At 67.2% G+C, this 20,493-nt stretch carries 19 protein-coding genes; 4 read left to right on the top strand and 15 right to left on the bottom strand.

All coding sequences use genetic code 11. From position 1 onward, the window contains the following. Position 1 precedes the first annotated feature (1 nt). Complete coding sequence (locus tag M8J71_RS18390; RefSeq protein WP_256249247.1) at positions 2-856, top strand: alpha/beta fold hydrolase; 855 nt, start codon at positions 2-4, stop codon at positions 854-856. On the opposite strand, the gene atzF is transcribed toward M8J71_RS18390, so the two are convergent. The 5 genes from atzF to M8J71_RS18365 form a co-directional block, all read right to left on the bottom strand. Then, positions 853-2,715 carry an allophanate hydrolase gene (atzF, locus tag M8J71_RS18385; protein ID WP_256249246.1) on the bottom strand — a complete coding sequence of 621 codons (1,863 nt, stop codon included), beginning with the start codon at positions 2,713-2,715 and terminating at the stop codon, positions 853-855. The genes M8J71_RS18390 and atzF overlap by 4 nt on opposite strands. Then, the gene (gene uca, locus M8J71_RS18380; protein WP_374114875.1) at positions 2,712-6,539 is read right to left on the bottom strand and encodes an urea carboxylase; all 3,828 of its coding nucleotides are present in this window, start codon (positions 6,537-6,539) and stop codon (positions 2,712-2,714) included. The genes atzF and uca overlap by 4 nt, the downstream gene beginning before the upstream one ends. 11 nt (positions 6,540-6,550) lie before the next feature. After that, positions 6,551-7,228, bottom strand: coding sequence for an urea amidolyase associated protein UAAP2 (locus M8J71_RS18375; protein ID WP_256249245.1), 678 nt, complete (start codon positions 7,226-7,228; stop codon positions 6,551-6,553). Continuing rightward, positions 7,225-8,106, bottom strand: coding sequence for an urea amidolyase associated protein UAAP1 (locus M8J71_RS18370; RefSeq protein ID WP_256249244.1), 882 nt, complete (start codon positions 8,104-8,106; stop codon positions 7,225-7,227). Before M8J71_RS18370 ends, M8J71_RS18375 begins: the two co-directional genes overlap by 4 nt. Before the next feature lie 62 nt (positions 8,107-8,168). Further along, complete coding sequence (locus M8J71_RS18365) at positions 8,169-9,671, bottom strand: amino acid permease (RefSeq protein ID WP_256249243.1); 1,503 nt, start codon at positions 9,669-9,671, stop codon at positions 8,169-8,171. 226 nt (positions 9,672-9,897) lie between these two features. Here M8J71_RS18365 and M8J71_RS18360 point away from each other — a divergent pair, with 226 nt between their 5' ends. Next, complete coding sequence (locus M8J71_RS18360) at positions 9,898-10,566, top strand: TetR/AcrR family transcriptional regulator (RefSeq protein ID WP_256249242.1); 669 nt, start codon at positions 9,898-9,900, stop codon at positions 10,564-10,566. Positions 10,567-10,640: 74 nt separating this feature from the next. Continuing rightward, entirely contained in the window at positions 10,641-11,477 is an 837-nt protein-coding gene (locus M8J71_RS18355) for an alpha/beta fold hydrolase (RefSeq protein ID WP_256249240.1), read from the top strand. Between the two features lie 63 nt (positions 11,478-11,540). Here M8J71_RS18355 and M8J71_RS18350 read toward each other — a convergent pair whose 3' ends face one another. The 3 genes from M8J71_RS18350 to M8J71_RS18340 form a co-directional block, all read right to left on the bottom strand. Then, positions 11,541-13,019: a DHA2 family efflux MFS transporter permease subunit gene (locus tag M8J71_RS18350; protein ID WP_256249239.1), complete on the bottom strand. Its 1,479-nt coding sequence runs from the start codon at positions 13,017-13,019 to the stop codon at positions 11,541-11,543. Positions 13,020-13,202: 183 nt separating this feature from the next. Next, a complete protein-coding gene (locus M8J71_RS18345; RefSeq protein ID WP_163161304.1) occupies positions 13,203-13,769 on the bottom strand; it encodes a type 1 glutamine amidotransferase domain-containing protein in 567 nt (188 codons plus the stop codon). Positions 13,770-13,965: 196 nt separating this feature from the next. After that, positions 13,966-14,640, bottom strand: coding sequence for a TetR/AcrR family transcriptional regulator (locus M8J71_RS18340; RefSeq protein WP_374114867.1), 675 nt, complete (start codon positions 14,638-14,640; stop codon positions 13,966-13,968). Positions 14,641-14,766: 126 nt separating this feature from the next. On the opposite strand from M8J71_RS18340, the gene M8J71_RS18335 reads away from it, so the two are divergent. Next, complete coding sequence (locus tag M8J71_RS18335) at positions 14,767-15,033, top strand: hypothetical protein (RefSeq protein ID WP_256249235.1); 267 nt, start codon at positions 14,767-14,769, stop codon at positions 15,031-15,033. Between the two features lie 56 nt (positions 15,034-15,089). On the opposite strand, the gene panC is transcribed toward M8J71_RS18335, so the two are convergent. From panC to folB, 7 genes are all read right to left on the bottom strand, one after another. Beyond that, the gene (gene panC, locus M8J71_RS18330; protein WP_256249234.1) at positions 15,090-16,007 is read right to left on the bottom strand and encodes a pantoate--beta-alanine ligase; all 918 of its coding nucleotides are present in this window, start codon (positions 16,005-16,007) and stop codon (positions 15,090-15,092) included. Between the two features lie 2 nt (positions 16,008-16,009). Beyond that, positions 16,010-16,903 carry a Rossmann-like and DUF2520 domain-containing protein gene (locus M8J71_RS18325; RefSeq protein WP_256249233.1) on the bottom strand — a complete coding sequence of 298 codons (894 nt, stop codon included), beginning with the start codon at positions 16,901-16,903 and terminating at the stop codon, positions 16,010-16,012. Next, on the bottom strand, positions 16,896-18,455 hold the full coding sequence (locus M8J71_RS18320; protein WP_256249232.1) for a PH domain-containing protein: 1,560 nt from the start codon (positions 18,453-18,455) through the stop codon (positions 16,896-16,898). Before M8J71_RS18320 ends, M8J71_RS18325 begins: the two co-directional genes overlap by 8 nt. A 62-nt stretch (positions 18,456-18,517) precedes the next feature. Then, complete coding sequence (locus M8J71_RS18315; protein WP_256249231.1) at positions 18,518-19,030, bottom strand: PH domain-containing protein; 513 nt, start codon at positions 19,028-19,030, stop codon at positions 18,518-18,520. Further along, entirely contained in the window at positions 19,011-19,559 is a 549-nt protein-coding gene (locus M8J71_RS18310) for a DUF3180 domain-containing protein (protein WP_163161292.1), read from the bottom strand. The genes M8J71_RS18315 and M8J71_RS18310 overlap by 20 nt, the downstream gene beginning before the upstream one ends. Further along, positions 19,556-20,101 (bottom strand): 2-amino-4-hydroxy-6-hydroxymethyldihydropteridine diphosphokinase, encoded by a 546-nt coding sequence (gene folK / locus M8J71_RS18305; protein ID WP_256249230.1) that lies wholly within the window; start codon positions 20,099-20,101, stop codon positions 19,556-19,558. The genes M8J71_RS18310 and folK overlap by 4 nt, the downstream gene beginning before the upstream one ends. Beyond that, a complete protein-coding gene (gene folB, locus M8J71_RS18300; protein ID WP_256249229.1) occupies positions 20,098-20,490 on the bottom strand; it encodes a dihydroneopterin aldolase in 393 nt (130 codons plus the stop codon). The genes folK and folB overlap by 4 nt, the downstream gene beginning before the upstream one ends. Positions 20,491-20,493: the final 3 nt, after the last annotated feature.

Genomic DNA, 20,493 nt, shown 5'->3' with positions numbered 1-20,493 from the left:
GGTGAAAGAACAGGTCCTTCCAACGCACGACGGCGGCCGCCTCGCCTTGTACAGCTACGGCACCGAGGATGCGCCGGGAGAACGCCGGGTGCTCCTGATCGGCGGCGCGTTCCTGACTGCCCTGATCTACCGGCCGTTTTCGGTCGCGCTGGCCAAGGGCCTGGGTGAGGGCTGGGCGGTGGACGTCTACGACCGCCGCGGACGGGGAAGCTCCTCGGAGCAGCCGGACGGCTATTGCATGGCCACGGAGATTGCCGATGTCCGTACCGTCCTGGCGGCAACCGGGGCGAGGAACATCCTGGGCCACAGCCTGGGCGGATCGGTGGCACTGAACGCCGTGCAGGAGTTCACCGGAACCTCCTACGTTCCGGACAAGCTGGCGGTGTATGACGCCGCCGTCAATATCGACGGCAGCATCGACACCTCCTGGTTGTCAGGCTTCGAAGACGCCGTGGACAGCGGCAAGGTTGGCCGCGCCCTCGCGCACATGAAGAAGGCCACGAGCCCGGGGTCGCCGATGGCGAAGATCCCCGAGCCCGTGCTCGCCGGGCTGATGGCCCTGTTGTCCCGGACGAAGGTGAACAAGATGTTCCGTGAAGTGATGCCCAGTGGCGTTGGCGAGCTGCGGGCCGCCTACAAAGAAGCGGACCACGCCAGGGATTTCAGTGTGCTGCCTGCCAACACCCATTTCATGGCCGGCGGCAAGAGCCCCAGCTACTACAAGGAAACGGCTGAGCGGCTGCACGCGGCCGTCCCCGGCAGCACCTACGAGCTCTCCCCCAAGGGTTTCCACGGCTCCATTCCCGCCGCCGTGAACGAACTGGTCTCCGACATCTCCGAATACTTCAAGGGCTAGGCGCCACGGCGGAATCCGGCCAGCGCCGCGTCGCCCAGGTTCTGCCACACGCTCCGCGCCTCCTGCTGCTCCTCCCCGCCTTCCGGCCCGGTCCGGTCTGCCAGCCAATCGCCATAGCGGGTGATGTCTTCCCCGCCTGCAGCCGCGACAGCATCACAGGCAAACCCGACGGCCCTGGAACCGTCCGAAAGTTCCACTGACCCCAGCAGCATGGGTTCCGGGAGGGAAGCCAGGAAGGAACCCATCCCCGCTTCGGACAACAGCCACCGCTCCCCCACCAGCTCCGCGCCGCCGTCGTCCGAGCGGTACACCCCCGGCTTCGGCGGCACGGTGTCGAGGGACACCATGCGGTAGCGGGCCGCCGTACGCACCGGGCCGCCCCAGGCAGCACCGAGTTCCTCCAGTTGCGGCGCCAGCGGCTGGCCCTTGCGGTGCGCGCCCACCACCACCAGGGGTACGGCGGCAGCCCCGGCGGCTACCGGCCAGGGGAAGGACGACGGCGCATGGCCGGCAGGCTGCGCGGCTGCCGGCGCCGCCCCCTGCGCGAAGAGTGCGGGAGCGCCGGGGGTTGATTCCAGCAGGCGGGCGATGTCGGCGGCTACAGCATCGTCGAAGGTCCTGCCCACCACGGTCACCCCGAACTGGGCACCGTCCACTTCACCGGCGGGTACAGCCACCGCGCACAGGTCGAACAGGTTGCAGAAGTTTGTGTACGTGCCCATCAATGAGTTCACGCCCACAGGGTCAGCGGCTACCTCGGCGAGGGTGGGATGGAAGGGCGCGGTGGGGATCAGCAGGGCGTCGAACCCTTTAAGCCGTGCCATCGCCTTTCGCTTCAGTTCTTCGAGCTTCGCGGTGTCGTTGACGTAGCGGTGGGCGGGCACCGTTCCCGCTGCCCGGATGATGCGTTCCACGGTGGGATCAATGCCCGCCTGAGTGTCCGCATCGGCGCCGGCTGTTTCAAGGAAACTGCCGACGGCGGCATAGCGCTCCGCCACCAGCGCGCCGTCGTACAGCAGCCGGGCGGCCTCAAGGAAGGCATCAAATTCGATGGCTTCCGTGTCCACTCCCACATCCCGCAGCCGGCTGATGTTCCGGTGGAATTCCGCTTCCCAGGCCACCGGGAGTCCCGGCAGGGTTGCGGGGTACGCTATCCGCGGTTTTTCCGGTGCTGCCAGCCGGATGGCCGCCGGCCAGGCCCGGGCTCCTCCCGCCATAACGCCCATGGCGAGCTCGGCGGTGGACAGGTGGCGGGCGAAGATGGTGACGGCGTCCCAGGACCGGCAGGCCGGCACCACCCCGGCCGTGGAGACGACATGCAGCGTCGGTTTGATGCCCACGATTCCCTGCAGCCCCGCAGGCACGCGGCCTGATCCTGCCGTGTCCGTTCCAATGGCGATGTCCACCAGCCCCAAAGCCACGGCCACCGCGGAGCCGGAGCTGGAGCCGCCGGAGATAAAGTCCGGGCGGCGGGAGTCGCGGACTGCACCATGCGGGCTTCGGGTGCCTACAAGGCCTGTCGCAAACTGGTCGAGGTTGGTGGCCCCCAGGACGAGGGCGCCGGCGGCACGGAGGCGGGCCACTGCCTCGGCGTCCTTTTCCGGGTGGTAGGCAAACCCGGGGCAGGCCGCCGTCGTCGGGATCCCCGCGACGTCAACGTTGTTCTTGACGGCGAGCAGGAGCCCTGCGAGCGGCAGGTCCTCGCCACCGGCAGCGGCCGCGTCAATGGCGGCAGCGTCGGCAAGCAGTTGGTCCGCACTACGGAGGGCGATCCAGATTTCGGGGCGGTCCACTGCCTCCAATGCGGCGAGGGCGGCCTGGACCCGCCTGGTGGCAGCGCCGATGGTTACTTTGCTCATACTGCTGCCCCTTCCAGTTCTGGTGCTTCCAGCTCCTGTGCTTCCAGCTCCTGCGTTTCCCGGGCTGCGCCCGGCGTTACGAGCTCGGTTTCGGCATCCACCCCGCCAAGGATCACCACCGCCTCGCCCGCAACCACCTGCGAGCCCGCAGCCGGCAGGACCCGCAGCACCACGCCGTCGCACGGCGCTTCAAGCACGGTTTCCATCTTCATCGCCTCCAGGGACACCAGCGGCTGCCCCTGCACCACCCGGTCCCCGGCCGCCACGTCAACTTTCCAGACGCTGGCAGCAAACGGTGCGGAGACGAGGGATCCGTCCTTCGGAACCACTACTTCGTCTGCCACCGGTGACACGACGGCGGCAAGCGCGTCTGCGCGGTCGAACTCCCCGGCGTCAGCCCAGGCCTGCCGCTCCACTGCAAAAGCCGCGCCCTGCTTCTCCCGGAACGCCGCGATGGACTCCCGGTTTTCTTCGAGGAACACCTCGTGTTCGGCCAACGAGAACGTGCCGTCCTCGATTTCCACGCCGCGGCCCCTGCCGGCGGCCATGTCCGCCCGCAGGTCCAGGAGTTCCTCGGGGCTGACGGGGTACCAGGAGATGCGGTCGAAGAAGCGGAGCAGCCACGGCGAGCCCGGCTCAAAGGGGGCGGAGTCGGCGTAGCGCGACCAGACCTGAGTGGTGCGGCCCACGAACTGGTAGCCGCCGGGCCCTTCCATGCCGTAGATACACATGTATGCGCCGCCGATGCCCACCGCGTTCTCCGGTGTCCAGGTGCGGGCCGGGTTGTACTTGGTGGTGACCAGGCGGTGGCGTGGATCCAGTGGGGTTGCCACCGGGGCGCCAAGGTAGACGTCGCCCAGGCCCAGGACCAGGTATTCGGCGTTGAAGACGGTGTCGAACACCTCGTTGACGGAGTCCAGGCCGTTGATCCGCCGGATGAATTCGATGTTCCAAGGGCACCAAGGGGCGTCGTCGCGGACACCTGCCATGTAGCGTTCGATCGCTTCACGGGTGGCGGGATCGTCCCAGGACAGGGGCAGCCGGACGGTGCGGCTGGGAACCACCAGCTCTGAGCTCGCCGGCAGCGCGGCCTCAACGTCCTGGACCAGGTCCAGCAGGCGCTTCGTGGACAGGACGGATGGATCCACCTTGATCTGCAGGGAGCGGATCCCGGGGGTGAGGTCCACGATTCCCGGCACACGGAGCTGCTCCAAGTGCTGGTGCAGCGCGTGCACCCTGGCCCGGAGCCCAAGGTCCAGGACCATCTCCCCGTACTCGACCAGCAGGTTGTCGTCCCCGGACCGGCGGTAGGTGACCGCGGGCCTGCCGGAACCTTCCGGCACGCGGCCCAGCACGCCGTCGTCGCCATCCCCCCGGGCAGTGCGGCTGGCGGCTGCCGATGCGTGGGTGCCTGCTGCCGAGAGCCGGGAGATGTCCGCGGACCAGCCGGCAGTGCCCGGCAGCACCAGCTGCCGGCCCGGTCCCAGGTCCTTGGCCGACGGCGCCTGGCTCACCGGAATGGGTACGAACCGGACTTTGTCGCCGGGCCGAAGCTGGCCCAGTTTCCAGCGGTCCGCCGTGACCACCGTGACCGGGCAGACGAACCCGCCCAGGCTGGGCCCGTCGGGACCGAGCAGGATGGGTGTGTCCCCGGTGAAGTCCAGAGCTCCCACCGAATACGCGGTGTCGTGGATGTTGGACGGATGCAGGCCGGCCTCGCCGCCGTCGGTCCGGGCCCAGCGCGGCTTGGGGCCGATAAGCCGCACACCGGTGCGGGCGGAGTTGAAGTGGACCTCGTATTCGGAGGCGTAGAGCTCCTCGATGTCCTCGCGCTGGAAGAACTCCGGTGCACCATGCGGCCCTTCCGCCACGGTCAGTTCCCAGGCTGAGGTCAGCGCAGGCCTGCTGTCCAGCGGTACGGCCGCCACCGGCGCTTCTTCACCATTTGCGGCTCCGGAGACAGCCGGGGCAACTGCGCGGAGCACGTCGCCTGCACGGAGGACCCGCCCGGCATGGCCGCCGAACTGCCCGAGGGTGAAGGTGGAGGCGCTGCCCAGGTATTGCGGGATGTCCAGGCCGCCCCGGAACAGGATGTAGCCGCGGAGCCCGTTGCCGCCGGCGGTCCCGACGTCGAGCGTTCCGCCCGCAGGGACCGTGACAGGTGCCCAGGTGGACACCTCGGTTCCGTCAACTGTCACTGTGACCTCAGCGCCGGTGACGCAGATGGTGGTGCGGTGCGTGAAGGTCAGGCTGGGGCCGGTCATGGTGAATTCCAGACCGGGAGCACCCTCCGCGTTGCCGAGGGCGGTGTTGCCGAGCCGGAAGGACAGGTCATCCATGGGACCGCTGGGCGGTACGCCGATCTGCCACAGCCCTGTCCTGCCTGGCCAGTCCTGCACGGTTGTCTGCAGGCCGGGGCGGCCCACGGTGATGCGCGGTTCCGGGTCCCCCACGTTGTCCAAAGTGCTCGTGGAGTGCTGTACGGCACGGACCACGTCCAGTCCGGTTGCGGCGCGGAGCAGGCCGAGGTTGGTCTCGATTCCGTCGATGCGGGTGCCGGCGAGCGCGGCGGCTAGCCGGTCAAGGGCTTCGGCCCGGTCCGCCCCGGCGGTGATGATTTTGCCCAGGAGCGGATCGTAGTTGGTGGAAACCTCGGTGCCGGTCTCGGCCCAGGCGTCCACGCGGACATCCTCGGACGCGGGATAGACGGCGTTGGTTACGGTGCCGGCGCTGGGCTGGAACCCGCGGGCCGGGTCCTCTGCATAGACGCGTGCTTCCACGGCATGGCCCGAAACCGGCAGGCTGTTCGGTACTTCCGCGAGGACCGTTGCGGCCCCGGTGCCGCCCTGGGCCAGGCGGAGCATCCACTCCACCAGGTCCACGCCGGTGACGGCCTCGGTGACAGGGTGCTCTACCTGGAGCCGGGCGTTGACCTCGAGGAAGGAGGCCTCGCGGCGGACGGAATCGTAGACGAATTCCACGGTTCCGGCGGAGCGGTAGTTGAGGGACGCACAAAGGGCGCGGGAACTGCGGTGGAGTTCCTCGCGCAGCTCCTCCGGGAGGTCCGGCGCAGGCGCCTCCTCGAGGACCTTCTGGTGGCGGCGCTGGAGGGAGCAGTCCCGGTCACCGAGGCTGACTACCCGGCCTTCGCCGTCGCCGAAAATCTGGACCTCAACATGCCGGGCGTTTTCAACGTACCGCTCAGCGAAGACTCCGGCGGTGCCGAAGCTGGCGCCGGCCAGGCGTGCCACGCGCGGAAAGCTTTCCACGAGTTCTGCCTCCGTGCGGCAGATCGTCATGCCGATTCCGCCGCCACCGCCGGTGGCCTTGAGCATCAGCGGGAAGCCAACCGCGGCGGCTGCTGCGACGGCGTCGTCCACGTCCGCCAGCAGCCCGGACCCGGCGATCATGGGCACTCCTGCGGCCCGCGCGGCATCCCTGGCGGTGTGCTTGGTGCCGAAGATGCGGAGCTGTTCTGCGGTGGGCCCCACAAACACCAGGCCCGCCGCCTCGACTGCTTCTGCGAAGGCGGCGTCCTCGGACAGGAAGCCGTAGCCGGGGTGGATTGCTCCTGCTCCGGTGGTCCTGGCCGCTTCCAGCAGCGCATCCACGCGGAGGTAGGACTCCTTCGCCGGTGCGGGCCCGAGGAGCACAGCTTCGTCCGCGAGCCGGACGTGCTTGGCGCCCCGGTCCGCTTCGGAGAACACGGCAACCGTCCGGAGTCCCAGCTTGCGGGCGGACTCGATGATGCGGCAGGCGATTTCGCCGCGGTTGGCAACCAGGAGGGTGTCAAAGCGGTTCTGCGTCCCGACGGTGTTCATCATTTTAGAAGTGCTCACAGGGCTGCCTCCGGCCGGGTGACGATCATGCGGACAGGGGTGGGGTTGAAGCCGTTGCACGGGTTGTTAATCTGCGGGCAGTTGGACACCAGCACCAGGGTGTCCACTTCTGCCCGCAGCGCCACGCGCTTCCCAGGAGCGGAGAGTCCGTCCACAATGCCCAGGGCGCCGTCCGGGTCCACCGGAACATTCATGAACCAGTTGATGTTGGACACCAGATCCCGCTTCCCAAGTCCCCAGCGTGAGCCCTCGATCAGGAAGTTCTCCACGCAGGCGTGCTGTTCGCGGGTGTGCTGTCCGTAGCGGAGGGTGTTTGATTCCTGGGAGCAGGCCCCGCCGATGGTGTCGTGGACGCCCACCTCGTCTGCCACGACGGTCATCAGGGGAATTCCCGTTTCCGCCCGCAGGACCGAACCGGCGGTCAGGACGATGGACTGCTGCCGGGCGATGGTGACGGCGGCGGAGTAGCGGACGGTGGGGTCACCCGCGGCGTACAGCAGGCAGTCCACGGCCTGGTTGCCTTCCAGGTCCACGATGGTCAGCACGTCTCCGGCAGAGATCACGGCGGACCAGGGACCGCGGGCTTCGACGAATTCGTCAAGGACCACTTCACCCGGTGTGAGGGCAAGGTGGCGGGCGTCCGTGGGGGGCTCGGTGTAAGTGGCGGTGTTCATCGGGCGTTCCTTGCGGTCAGATCGTGTTCGGTGTTGTGCAGTGCCTGCAGGTGTTCCGGAGCCAGGGGCCCGGTGAGGCTGCCCTCTTCCAGCGCTGCGAGGTCCTGCGGAGCGTGCCAGGCAACGATGTCGGCGGCTGTTCCGGTGAAGTCCGTGCGCGGGTCCAGCGGGTGCGCTGTATTGGCCAGAACCAGGACCGCGTCCATCTGGAGCAGGAGTTCGACGGCCGCGCCCGGGCCGGCGCTTCCGGTGAAGGTGATGCTGCCGGAAGGGTCAACGCTGGCGCCCTTGAACAGGGACAGTGACGGTGCCACGTCGCGGGGACCCAGGCCGCTCTTCAGGGCGCCGAGGGTGAGCAGTTCCCGGGCGGCCGGAGATGCGCTGTGGGCGGTTCCGGCACCGTACCTGGCCGTGTTGCCTTCAAGGGTGGTGGCGCCGGTGAGGGCGTCGTGGCGGGTCGAGCTGTCGGCGACGATCGTGGCCATCAGCCGGCCGGCGTCGGAAAGGAGCGGATGGCCCGCACCGGGGTAGGCCTGCCAGGGGACCTTGACGGTGTCAGCGATGTTGAGCCGTTCATGCAGGGCGCCGGCGCGGAAGAGGAGGGTGTGCACGCACGCATCCCCCTGGGTATCCGTGAGCCTGACCCTGGTGCCACGGGCCAGGGTCATGGTGGTGTAGCGGCCGAAGGCCAGGGATTCGGCCCAGGAAAGCTCGTTGCTCGCGCCTGCAGGAAGGCCCGCCGTCAGCCGTGCCGGGGCGGAAGCAGCCGGAACGAAGCGCATGGTGTCAGCTGTCCTGCCGTGCTGCTCCCTGGCGTGGGCACGGGCGCCGGCGGTGGTGGCCGTACCGGCTGCTGGGCTTTCGGTTACTTGTGTCATGTCAGTCCTGTATTGGTCCGCGTGGTGGTGTTTGTCGGAAAAGCTGTGAAATTTGGAATGGCTCAGGCGTTGGCGGCGAGGTTCCTGCGCCGGACCCAGAGGCCAAGGAGCAGGACCACCGTCACCATGAGTGGTGCCGAGTAGAGGAGGATGCCGTTTTCGCCTGTGGGGTCGTAGACCTCGGGCCGGGGCCAGGCGAGGTTGACCACCATCAGCGCTCCGTAAAGGACGGCGAGGATGTTGACGGGCAGTCCCCAGCGTCCGAGCGAGAAGAGTCCTGCCGGCAGCGTCTGCCCTACCCGGTTCCAGTCGCCCCGGAGCCTGTTGAGCAGCTGCGGCACGGTGACCAGGAGGTAGGCGATGTAGACCATCACGATGCAGACACTGCAAAGGGTGGTGAACAGGGCGGCGTTGCCCACGTTGATGGCCAGCACACCAACGGCCAGGGCGCCGATGACGATCGAAGGCCACATGGGTGTCCCGCGGGTGGGATGGACCGAAGACAGCAGCGCCGACGCCGGGAGTTTCCCGTCGCGTGCCATGGAGAACACCAACCGCGAACCTGCTGTTTGGATGGCAAGGGTGCAGACAAAGATCGCGATGGCCACGTCCACCAGAAGAACCTTGCCCCAGAAGGTGCCCAAGACTGCGGTGAGGACGTAGGGCAGGCCTTCGGTGGCGAGCCGGCCGTCGTCGAGGCTTGGTGCAGCCATCAGGGCGGTGATGATCATCAGTGCTCCGCCGATTCCGGAGATGAGCAGGGCCGAAAGGATGGTGCGCGGAGCGGTCCGGCGGGGGTCCTTGGTCTCCTCGGAAAGCTCGCCGGCGGAGTTGAAGCCCACCATGACGTAGGCGGCCATCAATCCGGAGACCAGGAAGGCTCCTACGGCCCCGAGGTCCGAGCCCTGGAGCACGGCGGTGTCCGCGACGACGTCGGGCCCGCGTTGCGCGGCGCTGATGAGTGCAAGGATGACGGCCACGACGCCGACGATTTCGCAGGTGACGCCGACGGAGTTGACGTGGGCCATGAGCTTGACGCCGAGGGAGTTGATGATGGTGGTGGCTACCAGCAGCAACGCTCCCAGGATAACAGCGTTGGCGGCGCCGGTCACGGTATTCAGTGCCGGGTCACCGCCCACTACCTGGAACCCGTCCCAGAGCTGGGGCAGCACCACCTGCAGTGCGATCGCGGCGGCGGCTGCGGTGACCACCTGGGCAATGGCCATGAACCAGCCGGCGAACCAGCCCACACCCTCGCCACCGACGCGGCGGGCCCACTGGTACACGGCCCCCGACAGCGGGTAGCGGGCGGCGAGTTCCGCGAAGTTCAGGGCCACCAGAAGCTGACCCACCAGCACTACCGGCCAGGTCCAGAAGAAGGCCGGCCCGGCGAACGAGTAGCCGAAGGCGAACAGCTGGAAGATGGTGGTCAGGATGGAGACAAAGGAAAAACCGGCGGCGAAGGAAGCGTAGCGGCCGAGTTTCCGGTGAAGGGTGGGCTCGTAGCCAAGGGACGTCAGGTCCGCATCGTCCGCATGGACGGTGGGAAGAACGGTTGAAGTCATCGGATTCTCCGGGGGCTGGAACGGCGTTGGGGTGGAGCCTGCCGGTAGTGCAGCACTCGGCCGATGGCTGCGGAATACCGGTCACTTGATAGTTTTCCAGCGTGATGTCCCCACCGAGTTTCGTCTCTGTAAAAGGCGCATAGACATCTTGTTTCCGCTGTATTTCCGTCCCCTCACCTCCCGCTGGAGCGCCGAAGGGCCGGGATGCGGGTGCAAGAATGATGCGGTGACTTCAGCCGGACCCGGGAGACCCCGCAGCCAACAACCCTCCAGGCCCGGGGCCACCGCCCGTGACGAAATCCTGGATGCGGCGGCCGAGCTTTTCACCACCCAAGGGTTCGCCAACACGTCCACCCGCTCCATTGCGGATGCCGTGGGGATCAGGCAGTCGTCCCTCTACCACCACTTCAAAACCAAGGACGACATCCTCGAAGACCTGTTGGAGGGCACCGTGCTGGGCGGGCTGAAGTTTGCGCGCGCGGTGGCGGCGCTGCCTACTGAAGGGCCGCCCGGAAGCCGCCTTCACGCCGTCGCGCTCTACGACGGAACGCAACTGTGCAGCGCCCGCTGGAACCTTGGAGTCCTCTACCACCTGCCCGAGGCCCGCAGCGCGCGCTTCGCCCGTTTCCTGGCGAACCGGCAGGAGCTGCGCAACCTGTACCGGGAGCTGGGAGCGGCACTGTCCCCCGCTGACCCTGCAGTCACCCTAGGAGACGATCCGGGAGATTTTGCCTTCCGCCTGGTCGAATCCCTGATCAACCTTCGGGCTGACGGAATGGCGACGTCCGGCTCCCCGCTGCAGGCGGCTGATGCCGGACTTATCCTCTGCGGACTTGGCAGGGAGCTGGCCGCCATTCGCGAACAAAGCGCCGTGCTCATCAAAAGCCTCGGTTGAGAGCCTTTGTGCACCTCAGGCGGGTGACGGTGTCCATGGTGCCTGCCTTCAGGTTGCTCGGCTAGGCTCGGAACATGACGCGTGAGAACATCAGGACCCCCGACGGCGGCACTCTGGAGCTCTTCTCCACGGGTGCGGAGTTCGCTTCCGCCGGTTCGGGCGTTGTTATTGTCCCGCCCTCAATGGTGACCGCTGCGGACTACACCAGGTTTGCGCAGAAGCTCAGCGCAGCGCTGGGCAGGCCGGTCCACACGTTCAACAGGCGGGGCCGGGGCTCCTCGTCGCCGCAGCCGGAGGACTACACCCTTGATGTGGACATCCGCGACCTGGCGACGGTCATGAAGCACACGTCCAGCACGGACGTGTTCGGCCACAGCTTCGGCGGCGCCGTTGCCCTCCATGCTGCGCGCACGCTGCCAGTGGAGCGGCTCGCTGTCTATGACCCCGCCGTCTCCGTGAACCACAGCGTCAAGGCGGACTGGACTACCGAGTACGAGCGCGCCGCCGCTGCCGGGGATGACGACCGCGCCCTCGCCGTCATCCAGCATGGGCTCGACGCCGGCGGACCGTTCTCGTCACGGATGCCCGTTTCCATGCTGACCCTGGCCAACAAGCTGACGGCCGGGACATCCGAGGGTAAACAACAGCGCGAAATGATGAGGACCGGCGTCCGGGAAATTAAGGCGATCATCGCGGCGGACATGCCGGCAGAGCCGTTCCTGGAACTGCCGCTGGAGACGCTGATTGTGGTGGGCGAAAAGAGCCCGGCGTACTTCGGGGTGGCCTGCGGCCAGATCCACGACGTCCTCTCAGGCTCCAGCTACACCATCCTGCCCGGCCACGGCCACGACGGTGTTATCAAAGCCCCGGACCGGCTGATCAAGGAACTCGCGGACTTCTACGCCGGCTGACCCAAGTAAGCAGCGCCAAGTGTCGTTTTGGGCGGTCAAAACGACTGTGAGGATTGGGGTGGGTCAGTGGCCGGGAGCGTGGCCCGGACCGGAACCTTCGGTCTTGCGCATCATCGCTGAAAGTACGACGGCGGCGAGGGCTATGACGGTAGCCGTCAGGAAGGCGGCGCTCATCCCGGCAACAAGGCCCGACGTCGCGGAAACGACCGCGAAGATGGACACCAGCAAGGCGGTGCCCGCGGCGCCCGCCACCTGCTGCGTGGTGCTCATGATCGCGGACCCGTGCGAGTAGAGGTGCGGCGGAAGCGGGTTCAATCCCGTGGTGAATGCCGGAGTGAAGAGCAGTGCCAAACCGAAACTCAGCCCCACGTGAAGGGTGACGATCCACGCCACGGACGTGCCGGCGTCGAGCATTGAGAACTGCCAGAGAGCCAGCACCATAAGGATGGAGCCGGTGATGGTGAGCGGCAGCGGCCCTACCTTGTCGAACAGCCGGCCGATGACCGGCCCGAGCAGGCCCATCGCCAGGCCGCCGGGGAGCAGCGCCAGGCCGGTCTCCAGGGAGCCCAGGCCGCGAATCTCCTGGAGGTACAAAGGCAGCAGGATGACGCCGCCGAACAGCGCCATCATTGCCACCACCATCAGCAGGACCGAAACGGTGAACATGCGGAATTTGAAGGCGCGCAGGTCCAGCAGCGGGGCTTCGGCCTTCTGCAGGCGCACCTGGCGAAGGACAAATGCCGTGAGGCCGACGACGCCGATAACCAGCGCGGTGATGGCGACGGCGCCCGGGCCGGCCTGGCCGCCGTGGCCGCCGCCAATCTGGCTCAGCCCATAGACCAGTCCGCCGAATGCCGGGACCGTGAGGACAACGGAAAATGCGTCCAGCTTCGTCTTCTCCGCCTCACCGATATTGGTCAGGTACTTGGCACCAATGGCAAGGGCGGCGAGGGCCACGGGGAGGACGAACACAAACATAAAGCGCCAGGTGAAGTGTTCAAGGATCAGTCCGGAAACCGTGGGGCCCATGGCCGGGGCCACCGAGATTGCGATGCTGACGTTGCCCATTACGGCGCCGCGCTTGGCCAGCGGAACCAGGGTCAGGATGGTGGTCATCAGCAGCGGCAGCATGATGGCCGTGCCGCCGGCCTGGACGATCCGGGCCAGCAGGAGCAGCTCAAAGCCGGGGGCTACTGCCGCGAGGGCGGTACCGCCGGCGAACAGGCCCATGGCCAGCATGAACACAGCCCGGGTGGACAGGCTCTGCAGGATGAATCCGGTGGTGGGGATCACCACGGCCATAGTGAGCATAAAGCCGGTGGAGAGCCACTGGACGGTGGGCGCATCCACCTGGAGTTCCACCATGAGCCGCTGCAGGGCAACGTTCATGATGGTCTCGTTGAGGATCACCACAAACGTTGCCACCAACAGCGTGCTGATGATGGTCACCGATTCGCGGGACATCTTCTCCGGTGCGGCGGGCTTGGTTCCTGCAGCATTAACGGACCGGCCGCTGGCATTCGGAGAAACTTCGGTAGACATGAGTGTTCCCTCAGGGAGTTGTGGAAGTGGTGCGCGATCAGCGTCGCTGCAGACTCCAACACTCTACCGCTTGGAGTAATTCCTCCCCGCGGAAGTTTTCTTTAACCCTGAGGGAACAGTGGGGATTTACAAAGGGCGGCCGGCGGACCGATCAGGTCCGCGGGCCGCCTCCCGCCCCGGAGGTCAGGCGGTCTGGCCGGCGTGCTGGCCCTCCGAGATTTCCTCCACCAGTTTGCCGTTAAAGGCCGGGAGGTCATCCGGGTTGCGGCTGGTGACCAGGCCCTGGTCCACCACCACTTCCTCGTCCGTCCAATTGGCGCCTGCGTTTGTCAGGTCGGTCTGGAGGGTGTGGTAGGACGTGAGGTTCCGCCCGCGCACCACTCCTGCCTCAATAAGCAGCCACGGTCCGTGGCAGATGGAAGCAACGGGCTTGTGCTGTTCGAAGAAGCTCCGGGTGAAGCTCTGGGCGTCCTTGTCCACACGGAGGTGGTCCGCGTTAACCACGCCGCCGGGAAGGACCAGGGCGTCAAAGTCGGAGGCGTTCGCCTCGGCGACTGTTAGGTCGACGTCGAAGGTGTCACCTTTTTCGGTCCCTTTGTACCCCTGCAGCTTTCCGCTCTTGGGGGCCACCAGGAGGGGTTGCCCGCCGGCGTCCTTGACTGCCTGCCAGGGGCTGGTGAGTTCAACCTGTTCGACGCCGTCCGTCAACAGGAATGCGACCTTCTTGCCTGCGATGCTGTGTTCTGACATTCTTTCCTCCTCGCTTGGGGCGGACGCCGCCTGGGGCGATGCGCGCGCGGCGGTGCCGCTTCGAGAGTTGTTTGCCTGACAGTTTCCAGCCTAGGAAGGCGGAAAGTAATAAGCAAGCTGAGTATCTACGGGCATCTTGGGCGTGAGGCTGGGCCGGCACGGGAAGATGTCCGTGCCCCGATACCTGATGGTTGAGCTAGCCCCGGTGGTGCTCTATCAACCAGCCGGCCATCTGCTGCGCGCGCTTGGCCGCCTGCATGTCGCCCTCAGTGGCAGAGATAATCGAGCCCTTCATGAGGATGTGCCAGGACCGGGCAAACTCCTCCGGGCGGGCCAACCCTGCTTCTTCAGCCAGGACCTGCACATGCCCGCGGATTTTTGCGAGGTAATCGATGCTGGCCTGGCCCAGCGGATGGGCCGGCCCCATTTCCAGAAGGACGTTGATGAAGGAACAGGCTTCGAAATCCTCGCGCAGGAACCAGTCGCCAAAGACGTCGAAAATGGCCAACAACTGCTCGGCGGGCGTGCTTCCCCGGCGGCGTGCCTCCGAGACAATCGCATCCACGGTCCATTGCCTGTCCCGCTGTTCCAGGAAGGCAAGGACCAGTGAGTCCTTTGACGGGAAGTGCCGGTAGAAGGTTGCCTTGGCCACCCCCGACCGCTCAATCAACTCATTCACCCCAACGTCCCGCACACCCCGCCGCGAGAAAAGCTCATAGGCAACGGTCATGATCCTGGCAACGGATTTAGCGGTGGTGGTCTCTTGTACGGGCGCTTCGGCAACCATGGGTGAAGGAGCCACCGCGGAAGGCGCGGCTGGCGGTATGTGATCCGCCGCCCCGGACGGGGAAAGCTCCGCTTCTGGGTTCATAACATCTCCAGTTTACCGCCCGCGGTAAAGACAGACCGGTCTCCCCAGCTGTAATGTTCTTGTAGCGCAGTGCGTACGACACCGCAGAGGCCCCGGCCACTTCGGATTGGTGCAAGGAGGCCCCTAATGTCAGCAGAGCGGATGTTCCAGAGCGTGCCATCGGACCCGGACCCCTGGATGGCCAGCGATACGCCGGCCGAGATCCGCCAGTTCGCCATCGAGTCACTCCGCTGGCAAGCCCAGGAAATCATCGATGAAGTGCTGCACAGGGAAGAACCCGGCGAAGAGCTGGCAAGGGCAAGGCTCCGACGCTGCGTCGCCAGGAATCCGGGCAGGCCGGAGCGGGCGCTCCTTGAACAGTTGTTGGTCAACCGCGAATTGCCAGGGATCTAGCTTCCAGGCCGGCGGGCCAGTCCGCCGGGCCAACCCGCGGGGCGCAACGAGCCCAGCTACGAGCTCAACGGCACGTTGTCGATCAACCGCACGGGTCCCACTTTGGCCGCGATGAGCGCGAGGGCCTCGCCCCGGAACGGCGTCTCGCGGCAGTTCTCCGCCAGCGGTTCCAAGGTAGTCGGGTCAACAACATCGAAGTAGTCCAAACCCACCAGCGGCTGGGACTCCACCATCGCCTGCGCCGACTCGAGATCCAGCGGCTCCCGGGCCTTCGCCCGCTCCTCAAGCAGCCGCAGCGCGCGGAACAGCACCAGCGCCGCCTCGCGCTCCTCCCCGGACAGGAAGCGGTTGCGGCTGGACAGCGCCAGCCCGTCGACGGCACGCACGGTGGGCACTGCCACAATGTCCACCGGAAAGTTCAGGTCAGCCACCATCCGCCGGACCAGCGCCAGCTGCTGGGCGTCCTTCTGCCCGAAGTAGGCACGGTAGGCGGGCAGACCTGCCTCCTCCACGCCGGAAGCGGGCAGCCCTGCCCCCGGGATTCCGTAGTGCAGCAGCTTGGCCACTACCGTGAGGGCGCCGTCGAAGTGGCCCGGCCGTGAGGCACCCTCCCACTTCTCCCCAAGCACTCCTGAGGTGATGCGCACCAACGGCGTGCCGCCCGGGTACACCTCGTCCACCGACGGGGCAAAGGCCAGGTCCACGCCCTGCTCTTCAAGCAGCCCAAGGTCGGCGTCGAGCGTCCGCGGGTAGCGGTCCAGGTCAGTGGCGTCGCCGAACTGCAGCGGGTTGACGAAGATGGTGGCCACCACAACATCGTTCTGTTCGACGGCGGTACGGGCCAAGGCGGCATGCCCCTGGTGCAGCGCACCCATGGTGGGCACCAGCCCCTGGGACGTCCCGCGCTTGGACGCCAGGAGACGGGCGCTCTCCGCGTGCAGATCGGCAACAGTAGTGACTAGCTTGATGGGCATTCTCAGTCTTCCTCCGGTTCCAGGGCATTGCGCAACTCCCGCAGCTGGTCAGGTTTCAGCAGCCCGCGCCCCTCGGCGCGCAGGGCTGTGGCCCGCGCCATCGCCAGGTAAGCCGCGAGCACGTCCCCCTGCCCGCCGCCGTCGAATTCCCGCAACGCCTCTGCATGCGCCTTCACAGTTCCCGTGTCGCCGCGGGCTACCGGGCCGGTGAGGGCGGACTCCCCGGAGGCCAGCGCGTTCTCCAGGGTTGCCCGCAACAGCGGACCCAGCATCCGCTCCGGCGCCTCCACTCCCACCTCAGCCAGCAGCTCCGAAGCCTGCGCCACAAGGGTGACGAGATGGTTGGAACCGTGCGCCAGGGCCGCGTGGTACAGCGTCCTGTCCGCCTCGGCAATGACCACCGGCTCTGCGCCCATCTCCACTACCAGCGCCTGCGCGATGGGCAGCATGGCGGCATCCGCGGTGACTCCGAAGGTGCAGTCCAGCAGGCGGGTCAGGTCAAGGCTCATCCCGGTGAAGGTCATGGCCGGATGCAGGGCCAGCGGGACGGCCCCCGCAGCCCGCACCGGATGCAGCACCCCCACCCCGAACCGGCCCGACGTGTGGGCGACCAGTTGGCCGGGCTGCCACGCACCCAGTTTCGCGAGGCCGTCCACGAGGTCCGGCAGGGCGTCGTCGGGCACTGCCAGCAGCACCAGCTCGGCACGCTCCACGATGTCCTGGACTTCCAGGATGGGAACCCCGGGAAGCAGCGTTTCCGCGCGTTCACGGCTTGCTTCGGAAACCGCTGAGACACCGACCACGGCGTGTTCTGCCGCGCGCAGGGCGGCGCCCAGCACCGCGCCCACCTTTCCTGCGCCGACGATTCCGACGCCGAGGCGTCCGGGTTTAGCCATGCTGCGGGCCTTCCTGGGTTGGGACGGGGGTTTCGGCAGGCTGGGTTTCGGCAGGCTTGGTTTCGGCGGGCCGGGTTTCGGCGGACTGGGTTGCAGGCTCAACCCCCTGAGCCACCTGCCGAAGCCACTGCTCAGTGGTCTGCCGCTTGCGCGCCAGCCGGGCGCGGGCGGATTGTTCGTCAAAGAGCGCCATCGCCTGCCCCACGCCTGCCTGCCGAAGGCGCGGCGTGACCGGGCCCGCGGTAGTGTGCAGCAGCAGGTCGGCTACCCCGAACCGGCGCGCCAGCGGGCCCTGGTGCAATGCCATGGACTGGGTCCGCTGGTGCGGCACCACCACGAGCTCCCGCCACCACCGGCCTGAGCGGATCAGCAGCGCGGTGTCCGTGGCCGTGAATCCGTTGCGGCGCCATCCCAGCGGTGCCAGGAGGCGGGCGCTGCGCGGAGTGGTGACGAAGCCGCCGTCGGAATCCAGCCCGTGGAGCCCGGCACCGAACACCATGGCGGGCTGCGGCGTGCCGGGGTCCGGAAGCACCAGGGCGAGGATCGACATTACGTCATCGAGCCTGCCCACCGGCAGGAGGGTGGTCCGGCCCGAGCCCTCGCCGGCGCTTTCAATGATGCCGTAGCCCGCCGCGTTGACCTGGATCCGGTACCAGCCAAGCGCCCGCCAGAGCGGCGGCTGGCTAACTTTTAAAGCCTGGATCCGGCCCGGCGGAAGTGTCTGGGCCTGGGTGTCCAGCAGTCCGTAACGCAGCCGAATGCCATCGGGCGAGATGGCCGCGGTGAAGTTGTACCCCTTGTTGAACAGTCCCCAGTAGCTGGCTGCCAGCCCGAGGGCAGCAGGGATCAGGTAGAAGTAGAACGCGGCATTGCCCGTGACGGCAGTGAGAAAGACGGACGCCGCGGCGCCCAGCACCACAATGACGCTCTGCTCGCTGAGCAGCAGGGAACCGACAAGGCGCGACGGCGGCACGGACAGTACCGGGAACTCCGGCGCCTCGGGTGCCGGCTCTTCCGGGCGGGAAGGATCAAGGGTCACCCCGGCTGCCCTGGCCAGGATGGTGGCCCGGAGCTGGCGGGCGTCATCCATCTTGAGGTAGGCCAGCCGGACGGCGGACTCCCCCGCGTCGGCCACCTCGAACTTGAGCTCGGCCAGGCCGAAGATCCGGGCCAGCAGGGGCTGCACGATGTCGATGGCCTGGACGCGGTCTAACCGCGCCTGGCGCTGCTGGCGGAAAATGAAGCCGGTGTTGACCCGGACGTAGCCACCGGACACCTGGTACTTCGTGAAGTACCAGGTGAGGATAAAGCCCAGCACCGCGATGAGCAGCATCACGGCGCCCCCGGCCAGCAGGAACGGTGCCCGGCCGGCGAATTCACCTTCGAGGATGGGCCTGCCCTGCAGCGCCCGCTCAAAAACGTCCCGGCCGACGAAAAAGCCGATGGCGGCCAGGGCTACCCAGCCACGCACGAAGGGGGACGCCGGGTGCACCCGCAGCCATTCGCCGTCGGCCGCGGTGCCGGGCGCTGTGCCGGGCGAAGGGTCCGGCACTGCGCTTCCGGAGGCAGGGCCAGTGGCAGGGCCCCCCGGCTCCGGGCGCGGCCCCTCTGCCGTCACAGTCCTGCCAGCCGGGCTTCGCCCCGGGCGGCGAGCTGCTCGCGCAGCCGCGCGCCCTCTTCCGCGGGCAGCCCGGGGATCTGGGCGTTCGTTCCGGGCGAGGCGGTGTGCAGCTTCAGCGTGCACAGGCCAAGTCCGCGTTCCACAGGCCCTACGCCGATGTCCACGTACTGCATCCGGCCATAGGGTACGGCCATGGTGCGCTGGAAAAAGATGCCGGTCCTGACCAGCAGGTCATCGTCGCGTTCGGCATAGCCGATGGCCCGCACCTGGCGCGGGATCAGCACCAGCCGCCAGATGGCGAGGACGAATGCCACGGACGGGACGGCGACGGTCAGCCACAGCGGCGGCCAGGCCCAGACATCCATAAGGACCAGCACCAGGGGCAAGGACAGGAGGAGGACTGTGAAGAGGTTCCCCAACGCCCACTGCACCAGACGGACAGTGATGTATTTGGGTGACACCCGCTGCCAGACGATTCCCGGCGGGTCAATCGCCTCGGTATGCATATTCGCCTTCCCCCGCGGCTTCCCCGCGTACCGCGCGGCCCGGTTTGCCGTCTGTCCCGTTGGTGTCGCCGTCCTCCGGCGGGATCTTGCAGAACCGTTCAACCAGCAGTCCCACCACGATCATCACCAGTCCGCCGCCGGCCATCGCCAGCGCCAGCCAGGTGATGCCCTGGTTGCTGCGCAGGCTCCAGATCCGCAGCTGGTCCAGGAAGATCCCCACATGCCAGCCGAGCAGGACCGTCCCGGCATAGGCGCAGGCCTGGGCCAGCACCAGCGTCCGGGCCGCGAGGAGCGGATCGAGCACCTTTTTCTTTTGCGTGCTGTTGGGCTTGTTGCTGTTGCGCCACCGCAGGACCCTGATGCCCAGGATCAGGGTGATGGCAACAATGACGCCCATGGTGGCCAGCGCGGTGAGAGGCAGGACGGGCGTGGCCATGCTGTAACGGCTGGTCACCACGGTAGCCGACCAGCCGGCCACGGCCAGGATGAAGCCGATGAGCAGGAGGCGCAGCGGATTGATGGGTTTCATCGGTCCTCCACCGCCCCCGCGGTGGGCAAGCCGTCAAAGTCGCCGAAGCCGTCGAACGGGGCGAGGTCGCCAAAATCCTCCGCCCGCGCAGCCAAAGTGCTGATGCGTTCGCCGCCCAGCGTGGCAGCCGGCTCAATGAGCGACCACGGGTAGAGAACGAAGGCACGGGTGGCGGCGCGGGGATGCGGCAGGGTCAGGACCGGATCATCGCTGCGGAGGTCGCCGTAGGTGATGATATCGACGTCGAGCGTCCGCGGCCCCCAGCGCACCTCCCGCACGCGGTGGTGCTTGTTTTCCACGGCCTGGCAATGCTCCAGCAGCTCGGGCGGGGTGAGGTTGGTTTCCACCGTGATGACCATGTTCAGGAAGTCCGGCTGGCCGGGCGGTCCGCCGACGGCCTTGGTCTGGACAATGGGCGACACAGCGAGGAGGCGGATCTCCGGCGGGTCAACGAGGTCCGCAACCGCCTCGGTCAATGTCTCGTTGCGTTCCCCCAGGTTGCTGCCCAGGGCCAACACCACCTTGGAATAACCGGAGTTCATGGTCTTTCCCCCTGGACTGGACTCTCCCCGTTGTTCCGGGCACGGTGGACGCTGACGGCCACATCCCCGAAGGGCACCTCGATGGGCGCCTGTGGCTTATGCACCGTGACGTCCACGGCCTGGAGCCGGAATTCACTCAGCAGGCTGTCCGCGATCCGGACGGCCAGCGCCTCTATCAGGTTCAGCGGCTCCCCTGATATCCATTCAGTAATACGCTGAGCCACCTCGCCGTAGTGCGCGGTGTCCCGGACGTCATCGGATTCCGCCGCCTTGGCGAAGTCCAGATAAAGCACCGCGTCCACAACAAAAGGCTGGCCCTCGCGGCGTTCAAAATCAAAGACGCCGTGATGGCCGACGGCGGTGACGCCGGTCAGCGTAATCCTGTCCATGGC

The organism is Pseudarthrobacter sp. R1, assembly GCF_024494415.1.
Lineage (GTDB): Bacteria > Actinomycetota > Actinomycetes > Actinomycetales > Micrococcaceae > Arthrobacter.
The sequence above is the reverse complement of the archived record's forward strand: the minus strand, read 5'-3'. Positions and strand labels throughout refer to the sequence as shown.

Bases quoted from the DNA above. Each gene is read 5' to 3' on its own strand.
- atzF (WP_256249246.1), bottom strand. From the start codon at position 2,715: ATGAGCAAAGTAACCATCGGCGCTGCCACCAGGCGGGTCCAGGCCGCC.
- uca (WP_374114875.1), bottom strand. From the start codon at position 6,539: ATGATGAACACCGTCGGGACGCAGAACCGCTTTGACACCCTCCTGGTT.
- M8J71_RS18375 (WP_256249245.1), bottom strand. From the start codon at position 7,228: ATGAACACCGCCACTTACACCGAGCCCCCCACGGACGCCCGCCACCTT.
- M8J71_RS18370 (WP_256249244.1), bottom strand. From the start codon at position 8,106: ATGACACAAGTAACCGAAAGCCCAGCAGCCGGTACGGCCACCACCGCC.
- M8J71_RS18365 (WP_256249243.1), bottom strand. From the start codon at position 9,671: ATGACTTCAACCGTTCTTCCCACCGTCCATGCGGACGATGCGGACCTG.
- M8J71_RS18355 (WP_256249240.1), top strand. From the start codon at position 10,641: ATGACGCGTGAGAACATCAGGACCCCCGACGGCGGCACTCTGGAGCTC.
- M8J71_RS18350 (WP_256249239.1), bottom strand. From the start codon at position 13,019: ATGTCTACCGAAGTTTCTCCGAATGCCAGCGGCCGGTCCGTTAATGCT.
- M8J71_RS18345 (WP_163161304.1), bottom strand. From the start codon at position 13,769: ATGTCAGAACACAGCATCGCAGGCAAGAAGGTCGCATTCCTGTTGACG.
- M8J71_RS18340 (WP_374114867.1), bottom strand. From the start codon at position 14,640: ATGAACCCAGAAGCGGAGCTTTCCCCGTCCGGGGCGGCGGATCACATA.
- M8J71_RS18335 (WP_256249235.1), top strand. From the start codon at position 14,767: ATGTCAGCAGAGCGGATGTTCCAGAGCGTGCCATCGGACCCGGACCCC.
- panC (WP_256249234.1), bottom strand. From the start codon at position 16,007: ATGCCCATCAAGCTAGTCACTACTGTTGCCGATCTGCACGCGGAGAGC.
- M8J71_RS18325 (WP_256249233.1), bottom strand. From the start codon at position 16,903: ATGGCTAAACCCGGACGCCTCGGCGTCGGAATCGTCGGCGCAGGAAAG.
- M8J71_RS18315 (WP_256249231.1), bottom strand. From the start codon at position 19,030: ATGCATACCGAGGCGATTGACCCGCCGGGAATCGTCTGGCAGCGGGTG.
- M8J71_RS18310 (WP_163161292.1), bottom strand. From the start codon at position 19,559: ATGAAACCCATCAATCCGCTGCGCCTCCTGCTCATCGGCTTCATCCTG.
- folK (WP_256249230.1), bottom strand. From the start codon at position 20,101: ATGAACTCCGGTTATTCCAAGGTGGTGTTGGCCCTGGGCAGCAACCTG.
- folB (WP_256249229.1), bottom strand. From the start codon at position 20,490: ATGGACAGGATTACGCTGACCGGCGTCACCGCCGTCGGCCATCACGGC.